17 protein-coding genes are annotated in these 24802 nt (G+C 46.0%); 7 read left to right on the plus strand and 10 right to left on the minus strand.

The window, feature by feature from the left end:
- The first annotated feature begins 258 nt into the window (after nt 1-258).
- The 4 genes from IE103_RS04230 to parC all read left to right on the plus strand — a co-directional run bounded on the left by IE103_RS04230 (nt 259) and on the right by parC (nt 6817).
- Nucleotides 259-873 carry a GNAT family N-acetyltransferase gene (locus tag IE103_RS04230; protein WP_189344716.1) on the plus strand — a complete coding sequence of 205 codons (615 nt, stop codon included), beginning with the start codon at nt 259-261 and terminating at the stop codon, nt 871-873.
- A gap of 12 nt (nt 874-885) precedes the next feature.
- Nucleotides 886-2055, plus strand: a complete 1170-nt coding sequence (locus tag IE103_RS04235) for a vWA domain-containing protein (RefSeq protein ID WP_189344717.1) — start codon at nt 886-888, stop codon at nt 2053-2055.
- A 210-nt stretch (nt 2056-2265) separates the two neighbouring features.
- Nucleotides 2266-4257 carry a DNA topoisomerase IV subunit B gene (locus IE103_RS04240; protein WP_189344718.1) on the plus strand — a complete coding sequence of 664 codons (1992 nt, stop codon included), beginning with the start codon at nt 2266-2268 and terminating at the stop codon, nt 4255-4257.
- 232 nt (nt 4258-4489) lie between these two features.
- Nucleotides 4490-6817 carry a DNA topoisomerase IV subunit A gene (parC, locus tag IE103_RS04245; protein ID WP_189344719.1) on the plus strand — a complete coding sequence of 776 codons (2328 nt, stop codon included), beginning with the start codon at nt 4490-4492 and terminating at the stop codon, nt 6815-6817.
- 133 nt (nt 6818-6950) lie between these two features.
- On the opposite strand, the gene IE103_RS04250 is transcribed toward parC, so the two are convergent.
- The 6 genes from IE103_RS04250 to hutU form a co-directional block, all read right to left on the minus strand.
- Nucleotides 6951-8621 (minus strand): diguanylate cyclase, encoded by a 1671-nt coding sequence (locus IE103_RS04250; RefSeq protein ID WP_189344720.1) that lies wholly within the window; start codon nt 8619-8621, stop codon nt 6951-6953.
- On the minus strand, nt 8622-9014 hold the full coding sequence (locus IE103_RS04255; RefSeq protein WP_189344721.1) for a response regulator: 393 nt from the start codon (nt 9012-9014) through the stop codon (nt 8622-8624).
- 206 nt (nt 9015-9220) lie between these two features.
- Nucleotides 9221-10450, minus strand: coding sequence for an imidazolonepropionase (gene hutI, locus IE103_RS04260; protein ID WP_189344722.1), 1230 nt, complete (start codon nt 10448-10450; stop codon nt 9221-9223).
- Nucleotides 10437-11069 carry a HutD/Ves family protein gene (locus IE103_RS04265; protein WP_189344723.1) on the minus strand — a complete coding sequence of 211 codons (633 nt, stop codon included), beginning with the start codon at nt 11067-11069 and terminating at the stop codon, nt 10437-10439. The genes hutI and IE103_RS04265 overlap by 14 nt, the downstream gene beginning before the upstream one ends.
- 140 nt (nt 11070-11209) lie before the next feature.
- The gene (gene hutH, locus IE103_RS04270) at nt 11210-12751 is read right to left on the minus strand and encodes a histidine ammonia-lyase (protein ID WP_189344724.1); all 1542 of its coding nucleotides are present in this window, start codon (nt 12749-12751) and stop codon (nt 11210-11212) included.
- Between the two features lie 207 nt (nt 12752-12958).
- A complete protein-coding gene (gene hutU / locus IE103_RS04275; protein ID WP_189344725.1) occupies nt 12959-14650 on the minus strand; it encodes a urocanate hydratase in 1692 nt (563 codons plus the stop codon).
- Nucleotides 14651-14861: 211 nt separating this feature from the next.
- Between hutU and hutC the strand changes: the two genes are divergently transcribed.
- Nucleotides 14862-15572, plus strand: coding sequence for a histidine utilization repressor (hutC, locus tag IE103_RS04280; protein ID WP_189344726.1), 711 nt, complete (start codon nt 14862-14864; stop codon nt 15570-15572).
- Between the two features lie 156 nt (nt 15573-15728).
- Entirely contained in the window at nt 15729-17975 is a 2247-nt protein-coding gene (locus tag IE103_RS04285) for a patatin-like phospholipase family protein (RefSeq protein WP_189344727.1), read from the plus strand.
- Here the strand turns inward: IE103_RS04285 and IE103_RS04290 are convergent.
- The 3 genes from IE103_RS04290 to IE103_RS04300 all read right to left on the minus strand — a co-directional run bounded on the left by IE103_RS04290 (nt 17948) and on the right by IE103_RS04300 (nt 20148).
- Complete coding sequence (locus IE103_RS04290; RefSeq protein WP_229827059.1) at nt 17948-18739, minus strand: helix-turn-helix domain-containing protein; 792 nt, start codon at nt 18737-18739, stop codon at nt 17948-17950. The two genes, IE103_RS04285 and IE103_RS04290, sit on opposite strands and share 28 nt — an antisense overlap.
- 41 nt (nt 18740-18780) lie before the next feature.
- Nucleotides 18781-19560, minus strand: a complete 780-nt coding sequence (locus tag IE103_RS04295) for a metallopeptidase domain-containing protein (protein WP_189344728.1) — start codon at nt 19558-19560, stop codon at nt 18781-18783.
- 201 nt (nt 19561-19761) lie between these two features.
- Nucleotides 19762-20148: a hypothetical protein gene (locus tag IE103_RS04300; protein WP_189344729.1), complete on the minus strand. Its 387-nt coding sequence runs from the start codon at nt 20146-20148 to the stop codon at nt 19762-19764.
- 440 nt (nt 20149-20588) lie between these two features.
- On the opposite strand from IE103_RS04300, the gene IE103_RS04305 reads away from it, so the two are divergent.
- On the plus strand, nt 20589-24599 hold the full coding sequence (locus IE103_RS04305) for a two-component regulator propeller domain-containing protein (protein WP_189344730.1): 4011 nt from the start codon (nt 20589-20591) through the stop codon (nt 24597-24599).
- A gap of 11 nt (nt 24600-24610) precedes the next feature.
- Here IE103_RS04305 and IE103_RS04310 read toward each other — a convergent pair whose 3' ends face one another.
- Nucleotides 24611-24802, minus strand: coding sequence for a hypothetical protein (locus IE103_RS04310; RefSeq protein ID WP_189344731.1), 192 nt, complete (start codon nt 24800-24802; stop codon nt 24611-24613).

The raw sequence follows: 24802 nt of genomic DNA on the forward strand, positions 1-24802 counted from the left end.
TCCTAAACGTGGTCAACGCGACGGGTTCAAGATGTGAATTTAATTACTCACATGGCCGCGCCGCAAAATTCTGTACAGCTTTGCAGTATAACGGGTTTTAAATCCATGTGCAAGTCGCTTCATGCTTTTGCTGATGAAAACTGTGGCAGCGCTGCAAAAATCACAATAAAACCGATGCAATCCACCAATGATAGCTGCAGCTTGAGGCATTACAATAGCCGCATCTCCTAGCCTACAGCTAGCCCTATAGGAAGCACTATGTCGACTCACAATAACCAATTAACTGGCAAATTTGCTGTACTGATGCCGCTGCAACGCGAGCATTTGAGCGGACTCGCCGCCGCAGCCAATGATGGAAAACTTTGGGAGTTATTCTTCACCTCCGTTCCAGCACCAGAGACGATGACGAATTGGTTTGATAAAGCGATGGAGCAGAAAGACAAAGGATTGGCTATTCCTTTCACAGTCTTTGATCAATCACGCAAAAACATCCTCGGCTCCATTCGCTACTGCAATATTGATATTGCGAATAAACGTTTGGAAATCGGTTACACCTGGTATGCCCAATCCTATCAACGCAGTCCGATTAACACTGAATGCAAGCTTTTGCTATTAACCCACGCTTTTGAGGTACTCGACTGCAATGCAGTTGAATTTCGAACTGACTGGTTTAATCAGCGTTCGCAAAAGGCCATCGAACGCTTGGGAGCAAAACGCGATGGCGTACTTCGTAGTCACATGATCTTGCCCGACGGACGTGTACGCGATACGGTGGTGTACAGCATACTGAAACACGAATGGCCCGGCGTCAAAGCCAACCTACAATTTAAACTTTCCCGAGATCCAGCTAGCTTTACCAATCCTACAAAATAATAGGCAAACAGCGTGTTAATTGATTTTTTCTTCATTCTAAAAGACGCCAAAATCCCGGTATCGATCAAAGAGTTTTTGACCTTACTGGAAGCGATGCAGCAAGGCATCGTTGGCACATCAATCGACGAATTCTATTTTTTGTCGCGCACCATGCTCGTGAAAGACGAAGCCAATTACGACAAGTTTGATCGCGCTTTTGGTTTGTATTTCAAAGGCATACAGACGATTTTTGAAAAGCATCCTGAAATTCCCTTGGATTGGTTAAAGAAACGACTCCAACGTGAACTCACAGATGAGCAACGCGCCGCATTAGAAAAATTTGGCTACGACAAATTAATGGACAGGCTCAAGCAATTACTCGAAGAACAAAAAGAGCGACACGAAGGCGGCAATCGCTGGATAGGCACGGGTGGCACTTCGCCTTTCGGCAATGGTGGAAACAATCCTGAAGGCATACGCATAGGAGGCAAAAGCGAACGTCGTTCCGCAATCAAAGTCTGGGAAGCGCGCGCGTTCAAAGATTACGACACCGAGCGTGAACTCGGCACCCGCAATATCAAAGTCGCACTGCGTCGCCTGCGCAAATTCGCCAGACAAGGTGCTGAAGAAGAATTAGCCTTAGATGCAACGATCAAAGCGACCGCCAACAATGCGGGCTACCTCGATATCAAAATGCAGCCAGAACGCAAAAACAATATCAAGGTACTCATGTTATTCGACGTGGGTGGCACCATGGATGATCACATTGCACAGATTGAAGAGCTATTTTCCGCGGCAAAAACAGAATTCAAAAATATGGAGTTCTACTATTTCCATAATTGTGTGTACGACTATTTATGGAAAAACAACCATCGACGCCATTCGGAAAAATTTGCTACGTGGGATGTCTTACGTAAATACACGCCGGATACCAAATTAATTTTTGTCGGCGATGCCACCATGAGTCCCTATGAGATTTTGCAGGCAGGCGGCTCGGTGGAATACAACAATGAAGAAGCAGGTGCGGTTTGGATACAACGATTTACCGCCCACTTCCCCAAGTATTTATGGCTCAATCCCGAACCAGAAGGAATTTGGCAATATCGCCAATCTATCGACATCATGCGTAAATTACTTAGCAATCGGATGTTCCCGATTACTTTGTCTGGTTTGGAACAGGGAATGCGTTTATTGAGTAAATAATCAGCCTTTACCGTTAGGGCATTTGTCTTTTTCCCACGCAAACAAAAATTTAACTGTACATAAAACCAGTATTTCGCTTTACAATAATTCGTCAAATTGGCGGTTTTCCGTGTAGGATAAAAAAAGAACAGCGCCGTTCGAATTCAGGCGAAAGCAAATAAACAAGTCAATAAATTAACATATCAATAAACTTCTCACCCATTTCATCGCATGGCAACTAAAAAAACCACAACTCCATCCGACTACAGCGAATCATCCATCCGCGTCCTGAAAGGACTGGAACCTGTCAAACAAAGACCTGGGATGTACACCCGCACCGAGAACCCGCTGCATATTATCCAAGAAGTCATCGACAATGCCTCTGACGAAGCTTTAGGCGGACATTGCAAAAACATCCAAGTCACCCTGAACACTGATGGCAGTATCAGCGTAGAAGACGATGGGCGCGGCATTCCTGTCGGCTTACACCCTGAAGAAGGCGTTCCAACCGTCGAAATCGTATTTACCCGTTTGCATGCTGGCGGCAAATTCGACAAAGGTTCAGGCGGTGCTTATGCCTTCTCTGGCGGTTTGCACGGGGTGGGTGTCTCTGTCACGAATGCGCTTTCTAAGCGCTTAGAAATTACCGTATGGCGCGAAGGTGGATTACACAATCTCGTCTTTGCAGACGGCGAAGTCATTCAGCCATTAAGTACCCAGCCATTAGGTCGTGGCGATAAGAAAAACGGTACACGCGTCTCCGTCTGGCCCGATGGAAAATATTTTGATTCACCGAATATCTCCATCCCCGAAATGCAACGTTTATTGCGTTCGAAAGCCGTGCTGCTGCCAGGTGTCAAAGTCACTTTCACCAATGCGAAAACTGGCGAAAGTCAAACCTGGCAATACGATCAAGGCTTGCGCGGTTATTTGACCGAAGCATTAACACAAGCCTCACACGGCGAGCTCGTCATTCCCATGTTTGAAGGCGAACAATTTGCCAATGCCGACGCCGATGGCTTTGCCGAAGGTGAGGGCGCATCATGGGTGGTTGCGTGGACGGAAGATGGCGGCGTCGTACGCGAATCCTATGTTAACTTGATTCCAACGCCGGCTGGCGGCACCCATGAATCGGGCTTACGCGAAGGTTTGTTCGGCGCGGTAAAAAGCTTCGCTGAAATGCATTCTTTGCTACCTAAAGGGGTCAAACTTTTACCAGAAGACGTGTTCGCCCGCGCCTCCTTTGTGCTGTCTGCAAAAGTATTAGATCCGCAATTCCAAGGGCAAATTAAAGAACGCTTGAATTCACGCGATGCGGTGCGCTTAGTTTCGAGCTTCGCCAAACCGCCTTTAGAATTGTGGCTCAATTCGCACGTAGAGCTTGGTAAAAAACTCGCTGAACTAGTGATCAAACAAGCGCAATCACGCTTACGTTCACTGCAAAAAGTCGAGAAGAAAAAATCCTCTGGCGTCGCCGTTTTGCCGGGCAAATTAACGGATTGCGAATCGAACGACATCACTCGCAATGAATTGTTTTTAGTCGAAGGGGATTCCGCTGGTGGCTCAGCCAAAATGGGCCGCGATAAGGAATTTCAAGCAATTCTGCCATTGCGCGGTAAAGTGTTGAACTCATGGGAATCTGAACGCGATCGTCTGTTCGCCAACAATGAGATTCACGATATCGCCGTCGCGATTGGTGTCGATCCACACAGCATCAATGACAATATAGATCTGAGCAATCTACGTTACGGCAAGATCTGCATACTCTCAGATGCGGACGTGGATGGTTCGCATATTCAAGTCTTGTTATTGACGCTGTTCTTCAAGCACTTTCCACAGCTGATCGCACGCGGTCATATTTGCATCGCCCGCCCTCCTCTATTCCGCGTTGACGCACCAGCGCGCGGTAAAAAACCAGCGCAGAAAATCTATGCACTGGATCAAGGAGAACTCACCGCGATCGAAGATAAATTGCGCAAAGACGGCGTCAAAGATGGGGCTTGGGCAATTTCTCGCTTTAAAGGCTTGGGCGAAATGAACGCGAACCAGTTATGGGAAACCACCATGAACCCGGACACACGTCGTTTATTGCCAGTAGCTCTGGGTGAATTCGATCAAGAATTTTCCGAAGGCCGCTTCAATATGCTGATGGGCAAAGGTGAAGCGTCGGCGCGTAAGGCTTGGCTGGAAGAGCATGGGAATGAGGTAGAAGCCGACATCTAGCTTGTGGACTTCTAAAACCGCATACTTGGGCGAATTGCGGCGTTGCTTGTCCTCGCAATACTCCAGTATTGCTGCAGAATTTTACACAAGCGGCGCCTTGCACTTCATCCCAACTAAGCAGTTTTAGAAGCCCCCAAGTTTCAGTGAAAACATAAAGTGGCAAAATCCGCCATGCGGTAACAAAAAGCCAAAAAATGCGGGTCATACCCGCCCAAAATTAGATTGTAAGACTATGAGCGAACAAGCAAATTTATTTGATGAAGCCCCTGACAATAGTGGTGGTAATGGTGGAGATGGTGAGACACTGACGCTAGCGACTTTCGCTGAACGCGCTTATCTCGATTACGCGATTTCTGTCGTCAAAGGACGTGCCTTACCCGACGTGAGCGATGGACAAAAACCGGTACAACGCCGCATCCTGTATTCAATGAATGAATTGGGATTGAACTCGACGGCTAAACCGCGTAAATCAGCAACTGTGGTCGGTGATGTACTCGGTAAATTGCACCCCCACGGTGATCAGTCGGTGTATGACGCGATGGTGCGAATGGCACAAGATTTTTCTTTACGCTACCCTTTAATTGATGGTCAAGGTAACTTCGGTTCACGCGATGGTGATGGTGCGGCGGCGATGCGTTATACCGAAGCGCGTTTAACACCGATATCAAAATTATTGCTCGATGAAATTAATCTTGGCACCGTTGATTTCCAGCCCAACTACGATGGTTCTTATGAAGAACCGACCCTGCTTCCAGGACGTTTGCCGTTTGTTCTTTTGAACGGTGCTTCTGGTATTGCGGTCGGTATGGCGACTGAAATTCCCTCGCACAATTTGACAGAAGTCGCCAAAGCCGCGGTTGCTTTAATTCGCAATCCGAAAACGACGCATGCCGAATTGATGGAATTGATTCCCGGCCCAGATTTTCCGGGTGGCGGTCAAATCATTACGCCAGCAGCGGCGATTAGTGAGATCTATTCCAGCGGTCGTGGCAGTATCAAAGTACGCGCACGTTGGAAGATCGAAGAACTGGCGCGTGGTCAATGGCAAGCAGTCATCACTGAACTGCCACCAGGTACATCATCACAAAAAGTTTTAGAAGAAATCGAAGAGATTACCAATCCGAAAATCAAGATCGGTAAAAAGTCGCTGTCACCAGAACAAGTCAGCTTGAAGCAAGTGATGTTATCGGTACTCGACGCGGTACGCGATGAATCAGGTAAGGATGCTGCTGTACGTTTGGTCTTGGAGCCTAAATCCAAAAATCAAGATCAAGCTGAATTCATGCAAATGTTATTGGCGCACACATCGCTTGAAACCTCTGCTTCGCTGAACTTAGTGATGATAGGTGGCGATGGTCGTCCACGTCAAAAATCATTAACGGAAATTTTGACCGAATGGACTAGTTTCCGCTTTGAGACAGTGACACGCCGCACCCAATTTAAGCTGAAAAAAGTCAATGACCGTATCCATATTTTAGAAGGTCGCGAAGCGGTTCTATTGAACATCGATAAAGTCATTAAGATCATTCGTGAATCGGATGAACCTAAGCCAGCTTTGATCGAAGCTTTCCGTTTATCTGATCGTCAGGCGGAAGACATTTTAGAGATTCGCTTGCGTCAATTGGCGCGCTTAGAAGCGATCAAAATTCAGCAAGAATTAGCAGAATTACGTAACGAAAAAACTAATTTACAAAACCTCTTAGATGATCCTTCGGCGATGAAGAAGTGCATCATCAAAGAGATCGAAGCTGATGCGAAACAGTATGGCGATGCACGTCGAACCGTGATCGAAGAAGCGCAACGCGCCTCGGTAGAACAGAAAGTCATTGATGAGCCTGTCACTGTTGTGATTTCTGAAAAAGGCTGGGTCAGAGCACGTACTGGACATGATCATGATCCAGCGCAATTCAGTTTTAAAGCGGGTGATAGTTTATATGGCACCTTTGAATGCCGCACGGTCGATCACATGCTAGTGTTCGGTTCGAACGGTCGCGTTTATTCCGTACCTGTTTCCGCACTGCCGGGCGCACGTGGTGACGGCGTACCAGTCACCACCTTAATTGACTTAGCAACTGGCACACGTATCTTGCATTATTTCGCTGGCAAAGCTGAAACACCTCTTTTATTAGCATCTACCGCCGGTTACGGCTTTACCGCCAAACTCGGTGACATGGTTGGTCGAATGAAAGCTGGTAAAGCCTTCATGACATTGGACGATGGCGACGAACCATTAGCACCAAGTGCAGTCGCTGACGACGCCAGCGCCATCGCTTGTTTGTCAGAAAAAGGACGCTTACTGGTATTTGGCTTAAACGAAATCAAACAATTATCCAGCGGTGGACGCGGGGTGATTTTGATGGAACTAGAACCAAAAGAAAAACTCATCGCAGCAACCGCGATTAGCCAAAAAGGCGTGAAAGTTAGCGGTATTGGTCGTGCTGCAAAACCACAGGAAGTCAGCTTAAGTGCAAGTGGCCTAGCAATCCATATCGGCAAACGTGCACGCAAAGGCAAGGCCTTGGAATCCAAAATCAAAGCAACACATTTAACGAAGAACTAATACGTTTAAAGCGAATCCAAAAGTAAATTCAAGTAGTCGCAATAAAAAAGCCCTAGCAAATTAGTTTGCTAGGGCTTTTTTTGATCGTTTCAAGTCATCTATGCAAGAACGGAAGCGCAATAAAATTGAGCGACTAAATCTCTTGATCACCTAATACGATTTTATTCTTTCCACTGTGCTTTGCGCGGTATAGCGCAGCATCCGCAATCGCCAATAAATCATCTGGACTTGTCGTTTGTCTTGAATCAGCAACGCCAGCTGAAAAGCCAACACAAAACTCGCCTTGCTCTGAGCTATGGTGTAAATGGTTAAAAGCTAATCGTACCTTGTCCAATACAGCATAAGCGACATCTGCCGTCGTGTTTGGGAAAATAACGATGAACTCTTCACCACCATAGCGCCCAACAACATCGCTCTTGCGCAAACGTTGTCTCAACAAATGCGACAAGGTGCGTAACACTTGGTCACCAATTTGGTGCCCGTAGGTGTCATTAACTTTCTTAAAATTATCAAGATCGAGCATCGCGACAGAAACGCAAGTGACATTACGACTTGCGCTCGACATCTTCGCGATTAAATCTTCTTTAATTGCAGAATGGTTATACAAGCCCGTTAAACCATCGCGCATAACTAAAGTACGCAGCGCACGATAACGCTCAGCACGTGTCGAGAGCGAAGAGATCAACAATTCAGGCGAAATTGGTTTAACTAAAAAATCATCCGCACCAACTTTCACAGCAGCGAGTTGTTTTTGCAAATTATTTTCGCTAGATAGAAAAACGATAGGCACGTCCAGATAAGAACGATCCTGACGAATCACTTTGGATAATTCCACCCCATCACAGTCAGGCATATAAACGTCCATTAAGACCAATTCTGGTCTAAAAGTAGCCATTTTTTCCAAAACAAAGGCCGGATCATTGAGCACCTCGACAATCATTCCTGCTCCCTGCAAGACGCGACTGTAGTACTCAGCCAAATCAACATCATCATCGATAATCATGATGCGATAGTGCTTGGGATTAATACGACTTAAGATGTCTTCGACACTTTCGGTCAATGCGAGAATATCGATAGGTTTGAGAAAAAATGCTTCGCCACCAGCACGAACCGCCCGCAAGCGGGTCTCAAAACTATTCGTTTTTGAGGTGAATAACACTGGCGGCAAATTGACACCATGTGCTCTGAGACGTTTAATTTCATCGCTTCCAGCAAAATGTGAATGCTGAAAATCAGCATCAATAATCAGTAATGCTGGCTGTTTATGCTGGATCGCATGTTCAAGTTCATGAACTTGATTTACGTGTTGCACTTCAAATGCAAATTGCTCCAAGACTTGAGTAATCTCTTGATTCTTCTCGTCGACATCATCTGCCCACAAGATCATTCGGACTGAATCATGAGTCGGTGCTGGCGCAATATTCGTCGTTTGACTCGTTACTTCAGCCTGCGCTTCAATGACCGACGCATGTATGCCCTTTGCTGCAGCAAGATAATTCAGCACCTCAGCTACGAAGACGTGAATTTTGTTGCTATCCCAAGTCTCGCCACTAATATAGGCTTTCAGTTTAATCTCGAGTTGTCGCGCGCTATCGCCCATTTCAGGGAAGCCAAAAGTTCCAGCAGAACCGGCCATCGTATGTAATTGACGATGTAACGAGGTATAGTTTTCACGATTGGATGGATCGGATTCGAATCGCTGACAAGTCAGGCGCATTTCTTCCAGCTTTGCAGGAAGTTTGGCTATGTACAACTGAGCCAAAGCCTGTAAGGCATCATTCAGCTCCTGATCCCGCGCACTCACTTATGCCACCTTGTTCCAAAGCGCCCGCGCTTGATCTGCTAAGGCCATAGGGTCAAATGGTTTGGCGATAACACCAATTGCTCCCAGCGTGTAATAGTAATCCTGCTCGCTGGACTGTACTTTCGCCGTCATAAAAATCACAGGAGTAGCACTGGTCGCTGGTAACTTGCGCAAATGCGACAAGGTAGTCGGACCGTCCATATTAGGCATCATGACATCGAGCAGCAACAGATCAGGAACAAATCCTTGTTCAATTGCTGCGATTGCTTCAGCACCAGAGCTACAAGTTTTTAAGGTAAATCCGCCAACTACCTCTAAGGCAATTTGCGCGACAGCTTGAATATCTAAGTCGTCTTCTACGTATAAAATTGTGCTTAATGACTTTGCTGTCATACCCATCCTTTAGCAAAAACGATAATGATATTGAGCTTTATGTTCATCGAGAAATTATGACTGGCTCACGTGTGTCATCATAATAGCTCTATGACATATGTTATCAAAGCAATTTTACGTCATGAAGAAATTTTTCCAACAAGAAACTTCCGATATTTACTATAAAAACAATTCAAAGTTTGCAAATGGAGTGAAATCGGCGATTCTTAATTATATGTTCGTAGCTCACCTGCATAGACGCTGAATCGACAGGGATTTACGCCTATCATATAAGCTAAATCTGCAGGTCGCTCAATCTGCCATAAAGCAAAATCAGCTTGTTTTCCCAACGCTAAACTACCAATGGTCTGCTGTAAACCAAGTGCTTTTGCCGCATTTACAGTAAGTCCCTGTAATGCTTCTAAAGGTGTCATTCGAAATAGCGTACACGCCATATTCATCGTCAGCAAAGGTGATGTCATCGGGGATGTACCCGGATTGCAATCCGTCGCCAAGGCAATCGGCACATTCGCCGCGCGTAATGCAGCGATCGGTGGATACTTGGTCTCACGTAAATAATAGAAAGCACCAGGCAATAAAACAGCAACGGTGCCATGTGATTTCATGGCGGCGATGCCGGCTTCACTTAAGTATTCAAGATGATCAGCGGATAGCCCTTGGTATTGCGCGGTCAATGCCGCACCACCTTGATCTGAAAGCTGCTCTGCATGCAATTTGACTGGTAAGTTATGCTTTTTTGCAGCTTGAAAAACGCGTTCGGTTTGCGCAGGCGTAAAGCCTATCTTTTCGCAAAACACATCGACCGCGTCTGCTAAACCTTCCGCCACAATTGCTGGCAACATACGTTCACATACCTCTTCAATATAATCATCAGCGCGACCAGCAAATTCGGGCGGTATGGCATGTGCACCTAAAAAAGTCGTGGTAACCGTCACAGGTAAATCCCGCTGAATCTGGCGTGCGACACGCAATATCTTTGCCTCGGTTTCGGTATCAAGTCCGTAACCAGATTTAATTTCCAGCGTAGTGACACCCTCGCGCAAACTGCTAAGTACGCGCGGCAAACTGGCTTGCATTAATTCTTGTTCCGTTGCAGCACGCGTCGCTTTAACGGTCGACACGATGCCCCCGCCTTGTCGTGCAATTTCTTCATACACGACGCCATTTAAGCGTGCTTCAAACTCATTGCTACGGTTACCCGCATATACCATATGCGTATGGCAATCGATCAAACCTGGCGTTAGCCAACAGCCTTGGCCATCGTGCTGCACCTTTACCTTGTAATCTGTCGGTAAATCTTGGGCTGCACCTATCCAGGCGATCTTGCCATCTTTCACGGCAATCGCAGCATCACGAATGATGCCGTAATCAAGCGCAGCATCCATCGTGGCCAGATGAACGTTAAGCCATAAGCTATCCCAATTAGCTGACTGCATGAAGACCTCCGTGTTGCGCTGGATGATTCAAAAAACTAATTCGCATGACATACAAAAGACTCGCTTCTTCAGCTTCAATATGACAACGTATGCCACTCGCTTCATGCTCTTCTTCGAGCAACACCAACTCACCCGCTTCCAAGCTGGTTTGGTTTAACAATTGCGCACGGCCTTTTTCGCAGAACACCAAAACTTGCTGCGCATCTTCTGCATGGATCAAATGCTGGCCCGCACTCAAGCGTTGCATATAGTGCTGGCAAACATCGCGTCGCGTCATCAAATTCAAATCGACTACGGTACCATCAATCAGTTCCGCAAAAATATTGTCTTCACCAGCAAAACGATGCGGCAAACTTTCTTGCGTCAGACTAATCATCTTCTCCGCTACGCTACCCGCATCGGTTTTCAAGACCAAACCTGCTCCCGTCAAAATCGCCAAGCTACGATCAATTTGTGCGAAATGAGAAAACGGTCCATCTTGCGCCACCGTCGCCGTACTTAATCGCCAAACAAAGTGATCCATTCCCGTTCCTTCTGGAAAGATCGCCAATTCAGTGGTACTGCCACCACCGTTTTTCCACGGCATGGTGCGGAAATCTTTTGCGGTCCATTTACGCATAGCTATTTTCAAAAAATTGATGAAATTTTAGATCATATTCAAAAGCAAGCCGCAGAGACACAAAGATCGCGGAGTTCTTTAAATTTTTCTCTGCAATCTCTGCGCCTCTGCGGCAAAAAAAACTAATGTGAAAGATTTACTTAAGCCAGATACAAATGTGAATACAAATCGGCACATTGTGCGCTCAAAGCGCCTTCAACCACCAAAGACTTGGCAGCTTCAATATCAGGAGCAAAGAAACGATCTTTGTCATAAAACGCCACTTTAGAACGCAACAATTGATGTACCATCGTCAGTTTATCTGAGGTTTTTAATGGCTGATGGAAATCCACGCCCTGTGCTGCGGCCAACAACTCAATGCCTACGATGGTTGCAGTGTTATGTGCCATCTCATGCAAACGACGACCAGCATAGGTTGCCATACTAACGTGATCTTCTTGATTGGCAGAGGTTGGAATGGTATCGACGCTAGCTGGATGTGCATGCGATTTATTTTCCGATGCCAATGCGGCAGCTGTCACGTGGGCGATCATAAAGCCAGAATTCAAACCTGAGGATGGCACCAAGAATGGTGGCAAACCTGAGATCGAGGCGTCGATCAGCAAGGCGATACGTCGCTCAGAAATAGAACCGATTTCTGCAATCGCCAAAGCCAAAGTATCGGCTGCAAAAGCAACTGGCTCGGCGTGGAAATTACCGCCAGAAATCACTTCATTCGTATCCACAAACACCAAAGGATTATCGGTTACCGCATTCGCTTCAGTCAACAAAGTACGCGCGGCATTATTAATGATGTCCAAGCACGCGCCCATGACTTGTGGCTGACAACGCAAGCAATATGGATCTTGCACACGTTCATCATTCACCAAATGCGATTGACGAATTTCACTGCCATTCAACAAAGTACGATAAATATTTGCGGTCGCAATTTGACCAGGCTGACCACGCACAGCATGAATACGTGGATCAAATGGCGCATCGCTACCTTTTGCTGCATCAACAGACAAAGCACCGGTAATCGTTGCCGCTTCTAATAAACGCTCAGCGAGAAATAGACCATTCAATGCCAAGGCGGTCGACACTTGTGTACCATTGATCAGCGCCAAACCTTCTTTCGCCGCCAACACAACTGGCGTAATTCCTGCTTTCGCTAAGGCCTCTTTCGCATCAACCAATTTGCCGTCAACCCGCACTTGACCTTCACCCATGATCGCTAAAGTCATATGCGATAAAGGTGCTAAATCGCCTGATGCGCCGACAGATCCTTTGACCGGAATCGCAGGCATGATGCCGGCGTTGTAGGCAGCAATCATGGTGTCAATCACAGATGCGCGAATACCTGAAAAGCCTCGCGCCAGACTCGCAATCTTCATCGCAATAATCAAACGCACCACTTCATCAGCAATCAATTCACCAGAACCAACTGAGTGCGACAAGATCAAATTCTTTTGCAGTAATTCCAAGTCTTCATCTGGAATGCGCGTTTTCGCTAATTTGCCAAAACCAGTATTAATACCGTAAGCCGCGTCGCCTTTAGCGACGATACGGTCGATGGTCGCAGAGGATTCATTGATGGCAGCATAAGCAGATTCTGCTAAGGCTAACTTAAAAGGCTTTTGCCAGATCGCGCGCAAGTCTGCGAGTTTGAATTGGCCTGGTTGTATAGTGAAAGTTGTGCTCATATTCTTGTCCTTTATCTTTACATTCTTTTCGCCGCAGAGGCGCTGAGTACGCGGAGTTTTTTGTTTGTCACTCCTGCGTAGGCAGGAGTCTAGTGTCTTCGGTCGCACTACCAACCTCACCGGATTCCCGCCTTCGCGGGAATGACATTAATAAGCTAATCGCTTTTCTCCGCGTACTCCGCGCCTCAGCGGAAAAATATTCAAAATTTATTTAATCATCGGCAATTGCAAGCCATTACGTTTAGCACATGCCACTGCTTGTTCATATCCTGCATCGGCATGACGCATTACACCAGAGCCGCAATCGTTGACCAACACGCGCGCTAAACGCTTCGCGGCTGCATCTGTACCGTCTGCCACAATCACCATGCCGGAATGCTGTGAGTAGCCCATACCGACACCACCACCATGATGCAAAGAGACCCAACTTGCGCCACCTGCCGTATTCAACAAGGCATTCAGCAAAGGCCAATCCGACACTGCATCGGTGCCGTCTTTCATACTTTCGGTTTCACGATTCGGGCTGGATACAGAACCTGTATCGAGATGATCACGACCAATCACAATTGGTGCTTTCAATTCACCGTTTTTCACCATCTCATTAAATGCTAAACCAGCGATGTGACGCTCGCCCAAACCTAACCAGCAAATACGCGCAGGCAGACCTTGGAAGGCAATACGTTCACCCGCCATATCTAACCATTTATGCACGCCTTTATTTTCGGGGAATAATTCTTTGATCTTAGCATCGGTTTTACGAATGTCTTCAGGATCACCAGACAACGCTACCCAACGGAATGGCCCTTTGCCATCACAGAACAAAGGACGAATATATGCAGGAACAAATCCTGGGAAATCGAACGCGTTTTTCACGCCCGTATCGAAGGCAACCTGACGGATATTATTCCCATAATCCACCGTCGGAATGCCCATTGCATGAAAATCCAACATCGCTTGCACGTGGACCGCACAAGCTTGCGCCGCATCCGCTGTTAATTTCGCGTGTTGGCTCGCATCTTGCTGTGCGGCCTTCCATTGCTCCACGCTCCAACCGATAGGTAAATAGCCATTGATCAAATCATGGGCGGAGGTTTGGTCGGTAACCAGATCAGGCTTGATACCACCAGCTTTCGCGCGTTTTACCAATTCTGGCAAAATCTCTGCAGCGTTGCCCAGCAAGGCAATCGAAATCGCGTCTTTACGTGCGGTGTGATATTTAATCAGTTCGATAGCGTCGTCGATGTCTTTTGCTTGTTTATCGACGTAACGTGTGCGCAAACGGAAGTCGATGCTTGATTGTTGGCATTCAATATTCAAAGAAACTGCACCGGCAAATGTCGCTGCCAAAGGTTGCGCGCCACCCATGCCGCCCAAGCCTGCTGTCAAAATCCAACGACCGCCCCACTCACCGCCAAAATGCTGACGACCTGCTTCAGCGAAAGTCTCGTAAGTACCTTGCACGATGCCTTGGGTACCAATGTAAATCCAGCTACCGGCGGTCATCTGACCATACATGAACAAGCCTTTGCGGTCGAGTTCATTGAAGTGTTCCCAATTCGCCCATTTTGGTACCAAATTGGAATTAGCAATCAAGACGCGTGGTGAATCTTCCGTGGTTTTGAAAATACCGACCGGCTTACCCGATTGAATCAACAAGGTTTCGTCTTCGCCCAAGTCTTTCAAGCTCGCCAAAATCTGGTCATAGCATTCCCAATTACGTGCCGCGCGACCAATGCCGCCGTACACGACCAAGTGCTTAGGATTTTCTGCGACTTCTGTATCGAGATTATTTTGAATCATGCGGTAAGCCGCTTCGGCTACCCAGGTCTTACAGACTTTTTCTGCGCCGCGTGGTGCGCGGATTTCACGACTTGCATCCCAGCGTGGATCATTGTTCATAGTTATCTCCTAAAAATAAAGACATCAAAAACTCCCAACGACACCAACTGCTGCGCATACGCATAGGATGTGGCAAGGACATAGTAGGTATTTTGCGGCACAGTTTAAGTTGTATATACAACTTATGCAAGCGATTTTTTTGTATTCTGTGCGAAAATAGATGGCATTTACTGTTAGCTAGTAAATATCAATTCACCCATCGATTATGACTATGTCCACAACGCCTGCCGCAGTTCCCGCTTTTCAAATCATCAAAGACTTCTTATTAAAAGAAATTCAAGCTGGAACTTGGAAAGAAGGCGATGCGGTTCCCTCGGAAGCGGCATTGGCTCAGCAGTTTAATGTCTCACGTATGACCGTTAATCGTGCTGTTCGCGAGCTTACCAGTGAACAAATTCTGACCCGAATTCAAGGCTCAGGCACCTATGTGGCACAACAAAAATATCAAGCGACCTTAGTCGCGATTAAAAGCATTGCCGAAGAAGTTCGCGCGCGCGGGCATGAACACCGCAGCGAGTTGCACGAGTTAAACGCAGTTGAGGCCAATGATGCGCTGGCCGAACAATTTCAAGTCAATGTTGGCCACAGCTTATTTCATTCAGTCATCGTGCATTTTGAAAATGAAGTTGCAATACAAGTGGAAGATCGCTGGGTCAATTCAGCACTTGCACAAGATTATCTTGCGCAAAATTTTACTAGTAAGACACCGAATGAATATTTGATGGAAGTCGCTCCTTTGCAAGGCGTGGATTACAGTATCGAAGCGGTGATGCCGCCCAAATTAATCGCCGAGATGTTACACATCTCGAGCAAAGATGCTTGCTTAGTATTACATCGGAAAACCCGTTCACAAAATCAGATTGCAACCATTGTTACAATGTGGCATCCAGGAAATCGTTATCAATTTACTGGTAGCTTTTAAATCACGATATTAAGTTGCGCTTTTAGATCACAAATAAAGCGTGTTAGTGCAGTAATTCATAGCGTCGCTGTGAACGAAAAAGAGAAGCAAAACTTGTGCGGTACAAACGAAGCAACGCTCCCCTCAACTATGCATTGTTATTCTAAGCAGGTAAGTATGTTATTTCATCAGCGCTTAAAAAAACTGTCAGCAACTCTTGTATTTGTTAGTGGCATGTTTGTCCTAACAAGTGCTCATGCACAAGTTAAACCACATTTAGAAGAAAACATTACATCGATAAAAGAGCGCCCAAAGGTAGCTTTGGTGTTGTCAGGTGGTGGTGCGCGTGGATTCGCCCACGTTGGTGTACTGCGTGTTTTAAAAGAGATGCGTATTCCGATTGATTTCGTGGTCGGCACTAGCATGGGAGCAGTCGTCGGTGGCGCTTATGCTGCAGGTCGCTCAGTCGAAGAAATCGAAGATATTGTGCGTAATACCTCATGGGATACGGTACTAGCTGATCGCCCAGCGCGCGATGCTTTGGATTTTAGACGTCGTGAGGAAGACGTAAACCTTCCCTCGCGTATTGAATTTGCGGTCACTAAATCAGGTATCACATTTCCACCATCAGCCGCTGGAAATTCGGCGCTAGAACAGGCGCTGACTCGCTTGTTACCGAATGGCATGAAGAGTGAACACATCAATCATTTACCGATTCCGTTTCGTTCAGTTGCCTCGGATCTCGTCACAGGCGAAATGGTGGAATTGACCGACACGCCACTTTTTATCACCTTGCGAGCGTCACTTGCAGTTCCTGGCATGTTCGCACCAGTGCACATTAATAAACGCTTAGTGGTTGACGGTGGTTTAGTCCGCAATTTGCCAATTGATATGGCAAAAAAAATGGGGGCGGATATCGTCATCGCAGTCAACGTAGGTACTCCTTTAGCGCAAGAAAAAGAATTGGGTAGTGCGATCAGCGTAGCGCAACAAATGCTACAGATTTTGACCGAGCAAAATGTACAGCGCTCACTCAAAGAACTACGACCCAAAGACATTTTAATCGCGCCAAATTTAAGTGGAATCGATTTTCTGGACTTCGATGAACATCATAATGCGATGCTCGCTGGTGACATCGCTACACGCCAACTCGAAACTCGCCTACAACAATTAAGAGCAACGCCAGAAGAATATCGCCGTTATGAGCAATTGCGTACCGCTGAAAGCAGCTCACCTGACAAAGCATTAAAGATTGCTAGTATCGAAATCCAGGGCACACAAAACATCAATCCCGACATTCTTCTCAAGCAGTCTGGACTTCAATTAAATGAAGTGACCAGCGAAGAAAAAATCCGCCAAGTCACCGGCAAGCTGTATGGCCGCGGAGATCTCGATCACGTTGAGGTAGAAATCGATGATCGCGAAGATGAACGTGAAGTCGTCATCAAAACGCATGAAGCTGTATGGAGTAAAAATCGTCTACGCCTTGGTCTGGAATTATCCAGCGATTTCAATGACACGCACAAATTTTCACTCGGTGCGATGCACGTTGCAGCTTCTCAAAATAAATGGGGCGGCGAAGCGCGAGTCATCGCCAAAATCGGTTCAGATCGCATTTTGGGAGCACAATTTTTTCAGCCCTTAGGTGTAGGCAGTGAATGGTTTATTGCTCCTTCGTTGCAAAGCAATGCCTCGTCTACCGATCTATTTTCTGAAGGCCGCAAACTGATTCGCTATGGTTACAAAGCGAATAGCGTGATTTTGCCAATTGGTCGCCAAATCGGCAATTGGGGTGATATTCAACTAGGTGTACGGCGCGAACGCGTTGAAGTCAAAAAATTATTGCCTGAAGAAGTTGGACCAGACGTGCGTGTATTTCAAACCACTGAGTTTCTGCGCTATCGTGTGGACACTTTAGACTCGCTCGCCTATCCAACACGCGGCAATTATTTAACGGTCGAATGGGATCGCGCGCTCGATCGAGATGGCAATAAAAAAGCAATTTTAAACTCGTCGATATTAGGCATGACTGCGTTTAAACGCGGTGAATGGGCAGGTCATATTTATGGCGAGTGGTCACGCTCACAAGGTGATATTGCACCTTTGTCTTTAGGAGGTTTCTTGCGTTTATCAGGGACGCCAGCGGAGTCCCTCTCGAATAAGACAGTTGCCTTGGGTCGCGTTGTCATGGCGCATCGCATCGGCAGTATGCCAGCCGCTTTAGGTGGTGCAGTTCGTCTCGGATTTTCTGCTGAATTGGGTGGTGGCTTTAAAGAGAACGAAGCTGTTAAATTCAGCAAAATTAAACGTGCTGTTAGCAGCTTCGTTGCCTTCGATACGCGGTTTGGCCCACTTTATTTTGGCGCTGGTGCCACGCAAGGCAGCGGTTCCAGTTTTTATCTATTCTTAGGGCCGATCTGGTGAACCACACGCCCTTTCGTATTAGCCATGGTAGCGGGACGACGTAGTGCGGTGAACGCAGAAAATTCCCAAGATCGAAATCCCAACATCAAGGTATAACCATCACGATCTTCAGCAGGCAGGCGTCGATCTTCATGCTGAAGACGTGCAATTTCGGCAGTCAATTGCTGTATCTTTTGTTGTATCTCTTGCGCACTATTTTTGGAAAGGCGCGCTGGTACGCACATCAAAGTTTCGCCAGTACCGTCAAATCGACCATTGAAATAATCCGCAACAACCACTTCTTTGAAAAATGCTTGTATCGGACCATCTGCGCGCCAACGAAAAGCTGGTGAGACACGCAGACGATATCGGTTCATCGGCTTGAGTTCAATCAACTCATGCTTATCCAATTCAATCATACAAAGTATGCATTCGGCTTCGGTTAAAGTGTAGGTCTCAACGATTTGCTCAAATGTCCAATGACCAAGACAAGAGATCGCGACCAATAACAATTTCGGATTCTCCATCAAGGCACGCTCTTGCGATAAAGTCAGATGATCAGCTTGTGGCGTCACATCAGCGGCTTGACGCAATACATCCTCTAATGAAATCTCTGATACCTTGCAAATTTGCGCCATACGCGACAAGGTCATATCTTTTTGCCCAAACATACGTTTGATACTCGATTCGCTCATATCAATCAAACGCGCCAGCTGTTTGTAAGTCATGCCGACTCGACGCAATTCTTTTCGCAACACATCTAATAGCATTTCTGGGGAACTCATTTATTGCTCCTAAAATCTACCAACGAAGATTATTTTTTAAACTAATTGCTGTCTGGTTTGGCGAGAAACCGAATTTCCTGCGCGGTTTTAGTGCCGATCACAACACGATTCAGATGGCTAGGAATGACAGCATCAAACTGATTTAAAGCCAAACGTCCGCCCATGATCTCAGCAAAGCGCTGCGGATGTAAGGGGGTCTTGTCTGGCTCGGCATAACCATCTGGGAACACCGGAAAATCGGTGCTCATATCGTACTTATCCGTGGCACCCAAGGTATGAAGAAACTCGTGTGCAATCACAACATTATTTTTTTCACGCATTTCCGTACTAGCAAACACATTCACCTGACCGATCAAGCCCTCTTGCAAGGCAGTTGAATGATGTACCTGCTGTCTTTGCGGATCGAAATATTGAACAAACAACCGTACTTGGGTTCCCGGCCCCTGCACTTTCGCATTGCGATAAGCCCACCAACGAAATTGCAAACTCCACCACATCACTTCCAACACATTGGCATTTGCGGGTGGCGCGGGAGGACGTTTTGCCAGCTTTCTTTGTAAACGAATCTGGATCGAAGCATGCTGAGTACGCCCATACTTCTCCGCTTCGGTCAGCATAAACTGTTCAATCGACGCAAATTCATCATGCGTTAAGCGAGAAATATAATCCTCTGCGATCTCGCTGCCATCTCCATTGATCGGGTACAGGTTGACCATCAAAGTGTACTTCCACTCGACGGACTGTGTTTTAGCCCGATAACCAGAATAGCTAACAGCAGCTAAGATAAACAACAAAATGAAAATACGGATCGTTTTAAACATGCAAAGAATATTTTGAAATAATGCGCATGATTGTAACTGATAGGCTGATGAGCGACTATGCTAGTTTGTTACCATGTCGTCAGCAATTGCAGTGCCGACTTTTGGTCAAGCCCTGATCACGAGGCAGACCGAAATCAAAATTAAAGGACAAAACAAAAAAGCAGCCGAAGCTGCTTTTTTGTTTATTTTCCTGATGAAAAATTATTTTTTAGCTTTCTTACCCGCTGCTGTTGCTGGCAAATAAGCGAGTGGATCATTCAAACCACTTTCGTATGCAGTCATGACTGTTTTTGGACGCATACAAGTTGCACCCAGAGTTGTGGAGTCAGCGGATACAGAATTCACGCAGACTTGCAATTTCATGATCTTGCTTTGTGGGATACCAGCTGCAGCAGCGATGGATACTACTGAGTGATGATTCGCACCGTTTGCAATCAGTTGATCAACTGTCTTTTGTAAATTACGGCTAGTAGACAAAGCAGTAAAAATACCGTCTACAGAGGTATCAACTGGTTTCGCTGCTTCAATCGCACAAGCGCTTCCTGCAACAGCCAATCCCAAACACGCGCCAATAATCATTTTCTTCATAGTAGTCTCCTTAATTCGACAAACAATTTTGCCTAACGACTTGATTCTAGTGAGTTTTTACGACACTGCAAAGAATTAATTAGAAAAATCTCGGAAAAAGATTTCGAAGTTAAAATTCAGACAAATACTCTGTTCTCGATTTACGACAAAAATCAATTATCCTGCGTTTTATGCAGCTTTCTCTGCATCAATAAATGTGTCGTTACTAACAATCATCAATTGCCCTCGATATTTTTTAGACAAAGATAAGCCTTAAGGTTTCAGCAATAGTCCAAGCTGGCCGGTTTATCTATACAGTGGCGCTAAGCGTTGCAAAATTTTCTTCACATCAATGTGTTTTGATTGACGCACCAGAACAGCAGGAATACAGTGAATCACTAGTAATCAGAATATCTCACCAAACTCTGCGTTGAAACACAATCTTAAAGGTCGTGATCGCCATGCAATGCCTTGGATTTCAAAGAGTATTCCACACCATCTGCTGCCTAATTATTTGGCTAGCCTGCACTGGCGCAGATCAAGCCTATGCCAATTCCAAACAAACCTTACGCTTCACCCATATTTCACAAGAACAAGGATTATCTGACGGCTCCATCCCAAGCATTTATCAAGATGAACAAGGATTGATGTGGTTAGGAACCTCAACTGGCTTAGTTCGCTTTGATGGTCGGCACGCACGTGAATGGAAGGCCAATCCTGAAGATGAAAATAGTTTGAGTGGTCCATTGGTGTCGGCCATCTTGAAAGGACATCAAAACTATTTATGGATAGGTACCTCTGGTGGTCTCGATAGACTTGACACTAAAACCGAAAAAATTGAACGCGTAGCGATGCCTAGCGAGCTCTCTTTTCAGCAAAAACGTATTTGGTGTTTAGCATCAAATATCAACGACAAAATTTGGATCGCGACCCAGCAACAACTTTATTTATTCGATCCGCATGCCACCAATCAACAAGGATTTACAGCCATCAAACTGACTGGAGATTCTGGTGCCCTACTACGCTCGCTAGCGAGTGACGGCCGCGGCGGCGTTTGGGCAGCCTTGGGATCACGGGTGTTCCATCTGAATGAATCTGCACAACTTGATGTGCAATTTGATGCGGCAAGTGTCACACCTAACAAAGCGCGAGTCGATGCATCGATACGTTTCATGCAACTAGATAATCAGGGGCGTTTATGGCTGGGAACCCAAACAGGTTTACAAGTTTGGAATGTCGCCAAGCCAGAACCGAAACTCGACATTATTGACACGCAAATCAACTTACCGAAAGAACGTATCTTTGCAATCCTCATGGATGAAGCAAAATCAATGTGGATAGGATTTGGTGGCAGCATTGGCCTCTATCGTATTCGTACAGATCAAACCGAGCAACCAATAAAGATAGAACAGTACAAAAACTATCCAACCTTAAGCTCAAGCATCATCAACAACTCCATCGCCTCACTATTTCAAGATCGCACTGGTACTTTGTGGGTGGGTACTTGGGGTTACGGTATCAGCTTAGTCAATTTACGAAGCAAAAGCTTCACTCATTATTTTCATCTTGAAGAAGAGAAAAACAGTCTTAGCAATAACAATGTCATGTCGATAAATGTGGACCGCGCAGGCAAGGCTTGGGTCGCCAGCTACGGCGGCGCACTCAACTATTTAGATCTTGAGACCGGCGAAGCGCAGCATTTTACGAGCACACAAACTGGCTTACGCTTTATGAAGGCATTACATTTAGAAACTGATCGTCGATTGTGGCTTGGTGGTGATGACGGCTTAACTTTATTTGATCCGCAAATCAAACGGTCGCAAAAAATTCCATTGTCGCCAAATAGCCCTAGTGCGGGATCAATCAGTTCCATCATCATCGATCGACATGGTGATACATGGGCCGGCAGTGGTAATGGTTTATATCGAATTTCTCCTGACCTACAAGTAAGGACCTATAAAGCCAATCCAAATCAAACCGGGGCTTTAAGTCATGACACTGTCGATTGCTTATTGGAAGACAAAGAAGGAAGAATCTGGATCGGTACCAAAGGTGGTCTGCAATTATGGGACCGTGGGAAGCAACAATTTATACAGGCGATTCGCCCCAATAGTGAACTAAAAAATCCAAACTCGCTATCAATTTACGGCTTACACCAAGATTCAGCAGGTCGCATTTGGGTTGGTACCTCGACTGGATTATTTCAGCTAATCCAACATCAAGATCAGTGGCAATTAAAGCCTTGGAACAAGATCAAGGGCATGCCTGCCGGCTGGGTCATCAGCATACAAGAGGACGCCATTGGAAATTTATGGTTAGGAGCCGAAAAGGGTCTAGTGAAATTATCGATCGATACCACAAGCGCGCGTGTTTACAGCAATTTCAATGGACCTGTGACGGGTAGTTTTAATTTTGGCGCTAGCACAAAAGCAAAGGACGGCCGCTTATTCTTTGGAGCATGGGGCTTGATTGCATTTCATCCTCAAGAGTTACAGGACAATCAATCGCTAGTGCAAGTCGTGTTGTCCGACATTTTAGTATTCAACCGCTCACTCAAGAATTCAAGCGTAGCGGATAAACAAATTCAGCAAACCCTGCAAACCAATTATGTAGCGTCAAAGCAGGCTGATACGCACCAGCATAATCTAGCGGAAATTGGTGTAAACACGCTGATACATGAAGCAAAGGAAATAAGACTCTCACCCAAGTACAGCATGATAAGTTTCGAATTCTCCGCTTTGCAATTTTATGACCACAAACAAAATCGATATGCTTGGCAGCTAGAGGGTTTCGATAACGAATGGATTTACGGCAAACCCGGCGAGGCACTCGCGACCTATACCAATTTGGATCAAGGTAATTACACGCTCAAAGTGAAAGTAGCAAGTTCAACCGGTGATTGGAACGAAACCGCGCTGACATTAAAGATCAAAGTTTTTCCACCATTTTGGAAAAGTTGGTGGTTTATCTCGCTCTTAACTCTAAGTATCTCTGCGCTGTTTATTTGGTTCTATCGGTTTCGTGTTGGCTTCTTAAAACGTGCGCGCGACCAACTAGAGCTGCAAGTCAATTTACGCACGCAAGAAGTACAAGTGCAGAAAGAACAACTACGCAGAGAAAAAGAAATTGCCGAACAAGAACGTGAAATCGCAGATAAAGCGCGGCACGACATTACGCTATTAAGTGAAATTGGTAGAGAAATTAGCGCATCCCTAGACATCGAAGCAATTCAAAAAGTGTTTTATACGCATGTCTCAAAATTAATGGACGCCGATGTTTATGGCATCGGCATGGTCGACTGGGATCAGCGTATCGTCAGCTTCGACAATGTACTAGACCGTGGCGTACAAACCAAACGCTATTACCGACACTTAGACGATGTAAATCAACCCGCAGCACAATGCATATTGCAAGCGAAAGAATTGAACATTGGGCAGTTTGAATACAACAATACGGTCGTCAATCACACACTTCAAGATTCCGTCTATAACCAGCGCATCGACAACTCAGAAGTAACGCGTACAAATTCAGGCTTATACGTACCGATGCTGATCGATGAACAAGTCATCGGTGTAATCACGGTATTAAGTGCGCGCCCTTACGCTTATGATTCAACCCATCTCGACATGCTTCGAACCTTGGGGGCTTACGCCGCAGTTGCACTTGATAAAGCGCGTGCTTACGAGCGAGTGAAATTAACCCAATCAAAACTGGTCGAACAGGAAAAACTCGCGGCCTTAGGTTCTATCGTCGCTGGTGTTGCGCATGAGTTAAATACACCAATAGGCAATAGCTTACTGGTGGCGAGCGCGCTCAAAGAAAAAAATGATGAGTTTATCCAAACAATACAGGGCGGTAATTTAAAGCGCTCAGAGATGGAAAGATACTGTCGAAACTCGACAGAAGCAGTCGATATTATCGTAAGGAATCTAGATACATCTGCCCAATTGGTAGCAAGCTTCAAACAAATATCGGCGGATCAGACTTCAAATCAACGCCGACGATTTGATCTGGCGAAAATATGTGAAGAACTTGCGAGAACCCTAGCTGCACGGATTCGGCGCGAGGGACATCAACTAGAAGTCAATATCGAACCCGGTATTTTGATCGATAGTTATCCCGGATCATTAGGACAAGTTTTAAGTAATCTGATCATTAACGCGATAGTACACGGATTCGATTCAGGTGAACCGGGACGCATCGTCATCACCGCCGAGTTGGCAAATAAATCCTTGGTTGTGATTCAATGCCAAGACAATGGCAAGGGCATTCCACAGAAAAATCTCAAACGTATTTTTGAGCCCTTTTTCACCACACGACTAGGACAAGGTGGCAGCGGCCTCGGCTTACATATTAGCTATAACATCGTGCATTCGATTTTAGGCGGCAACATCGCCGTGCATAGCAAAGAGCATGAAGGTGCATGTTTCGTCATAGAGCTTCCGCTAGTCGCACCGCAAATCGCCAACTAAAAAAATCAGAACTAACTAAGCGCAGGCAAACCAAGGTCGATGCCATCAAAGTCGAGTAGAGGAATTAAATTCGTCGCGTGTCCGACAAATGGAGAGCGTTCGTGCCAGCCTTGCTCTCTGGCCGGCACTAACCAATAACCATCTTCGTCATGCGCAACCCAATATCTGGGTTGCTGCGTGAACTCATAAAAAACTATCGTCAT

Origin of the sequence: Affinundibacterium macrobrachii, from assembly GCF_014652415.1 — a bacterium.
In the GTDB taxonomy this organism is placed as follows: Bacteria; Pseudomonadota; Gammaproteobacteria; order Burkholderiales; family Burkholderiaceae_D; genus Undibacterium; species Undibacterium macrobrachii.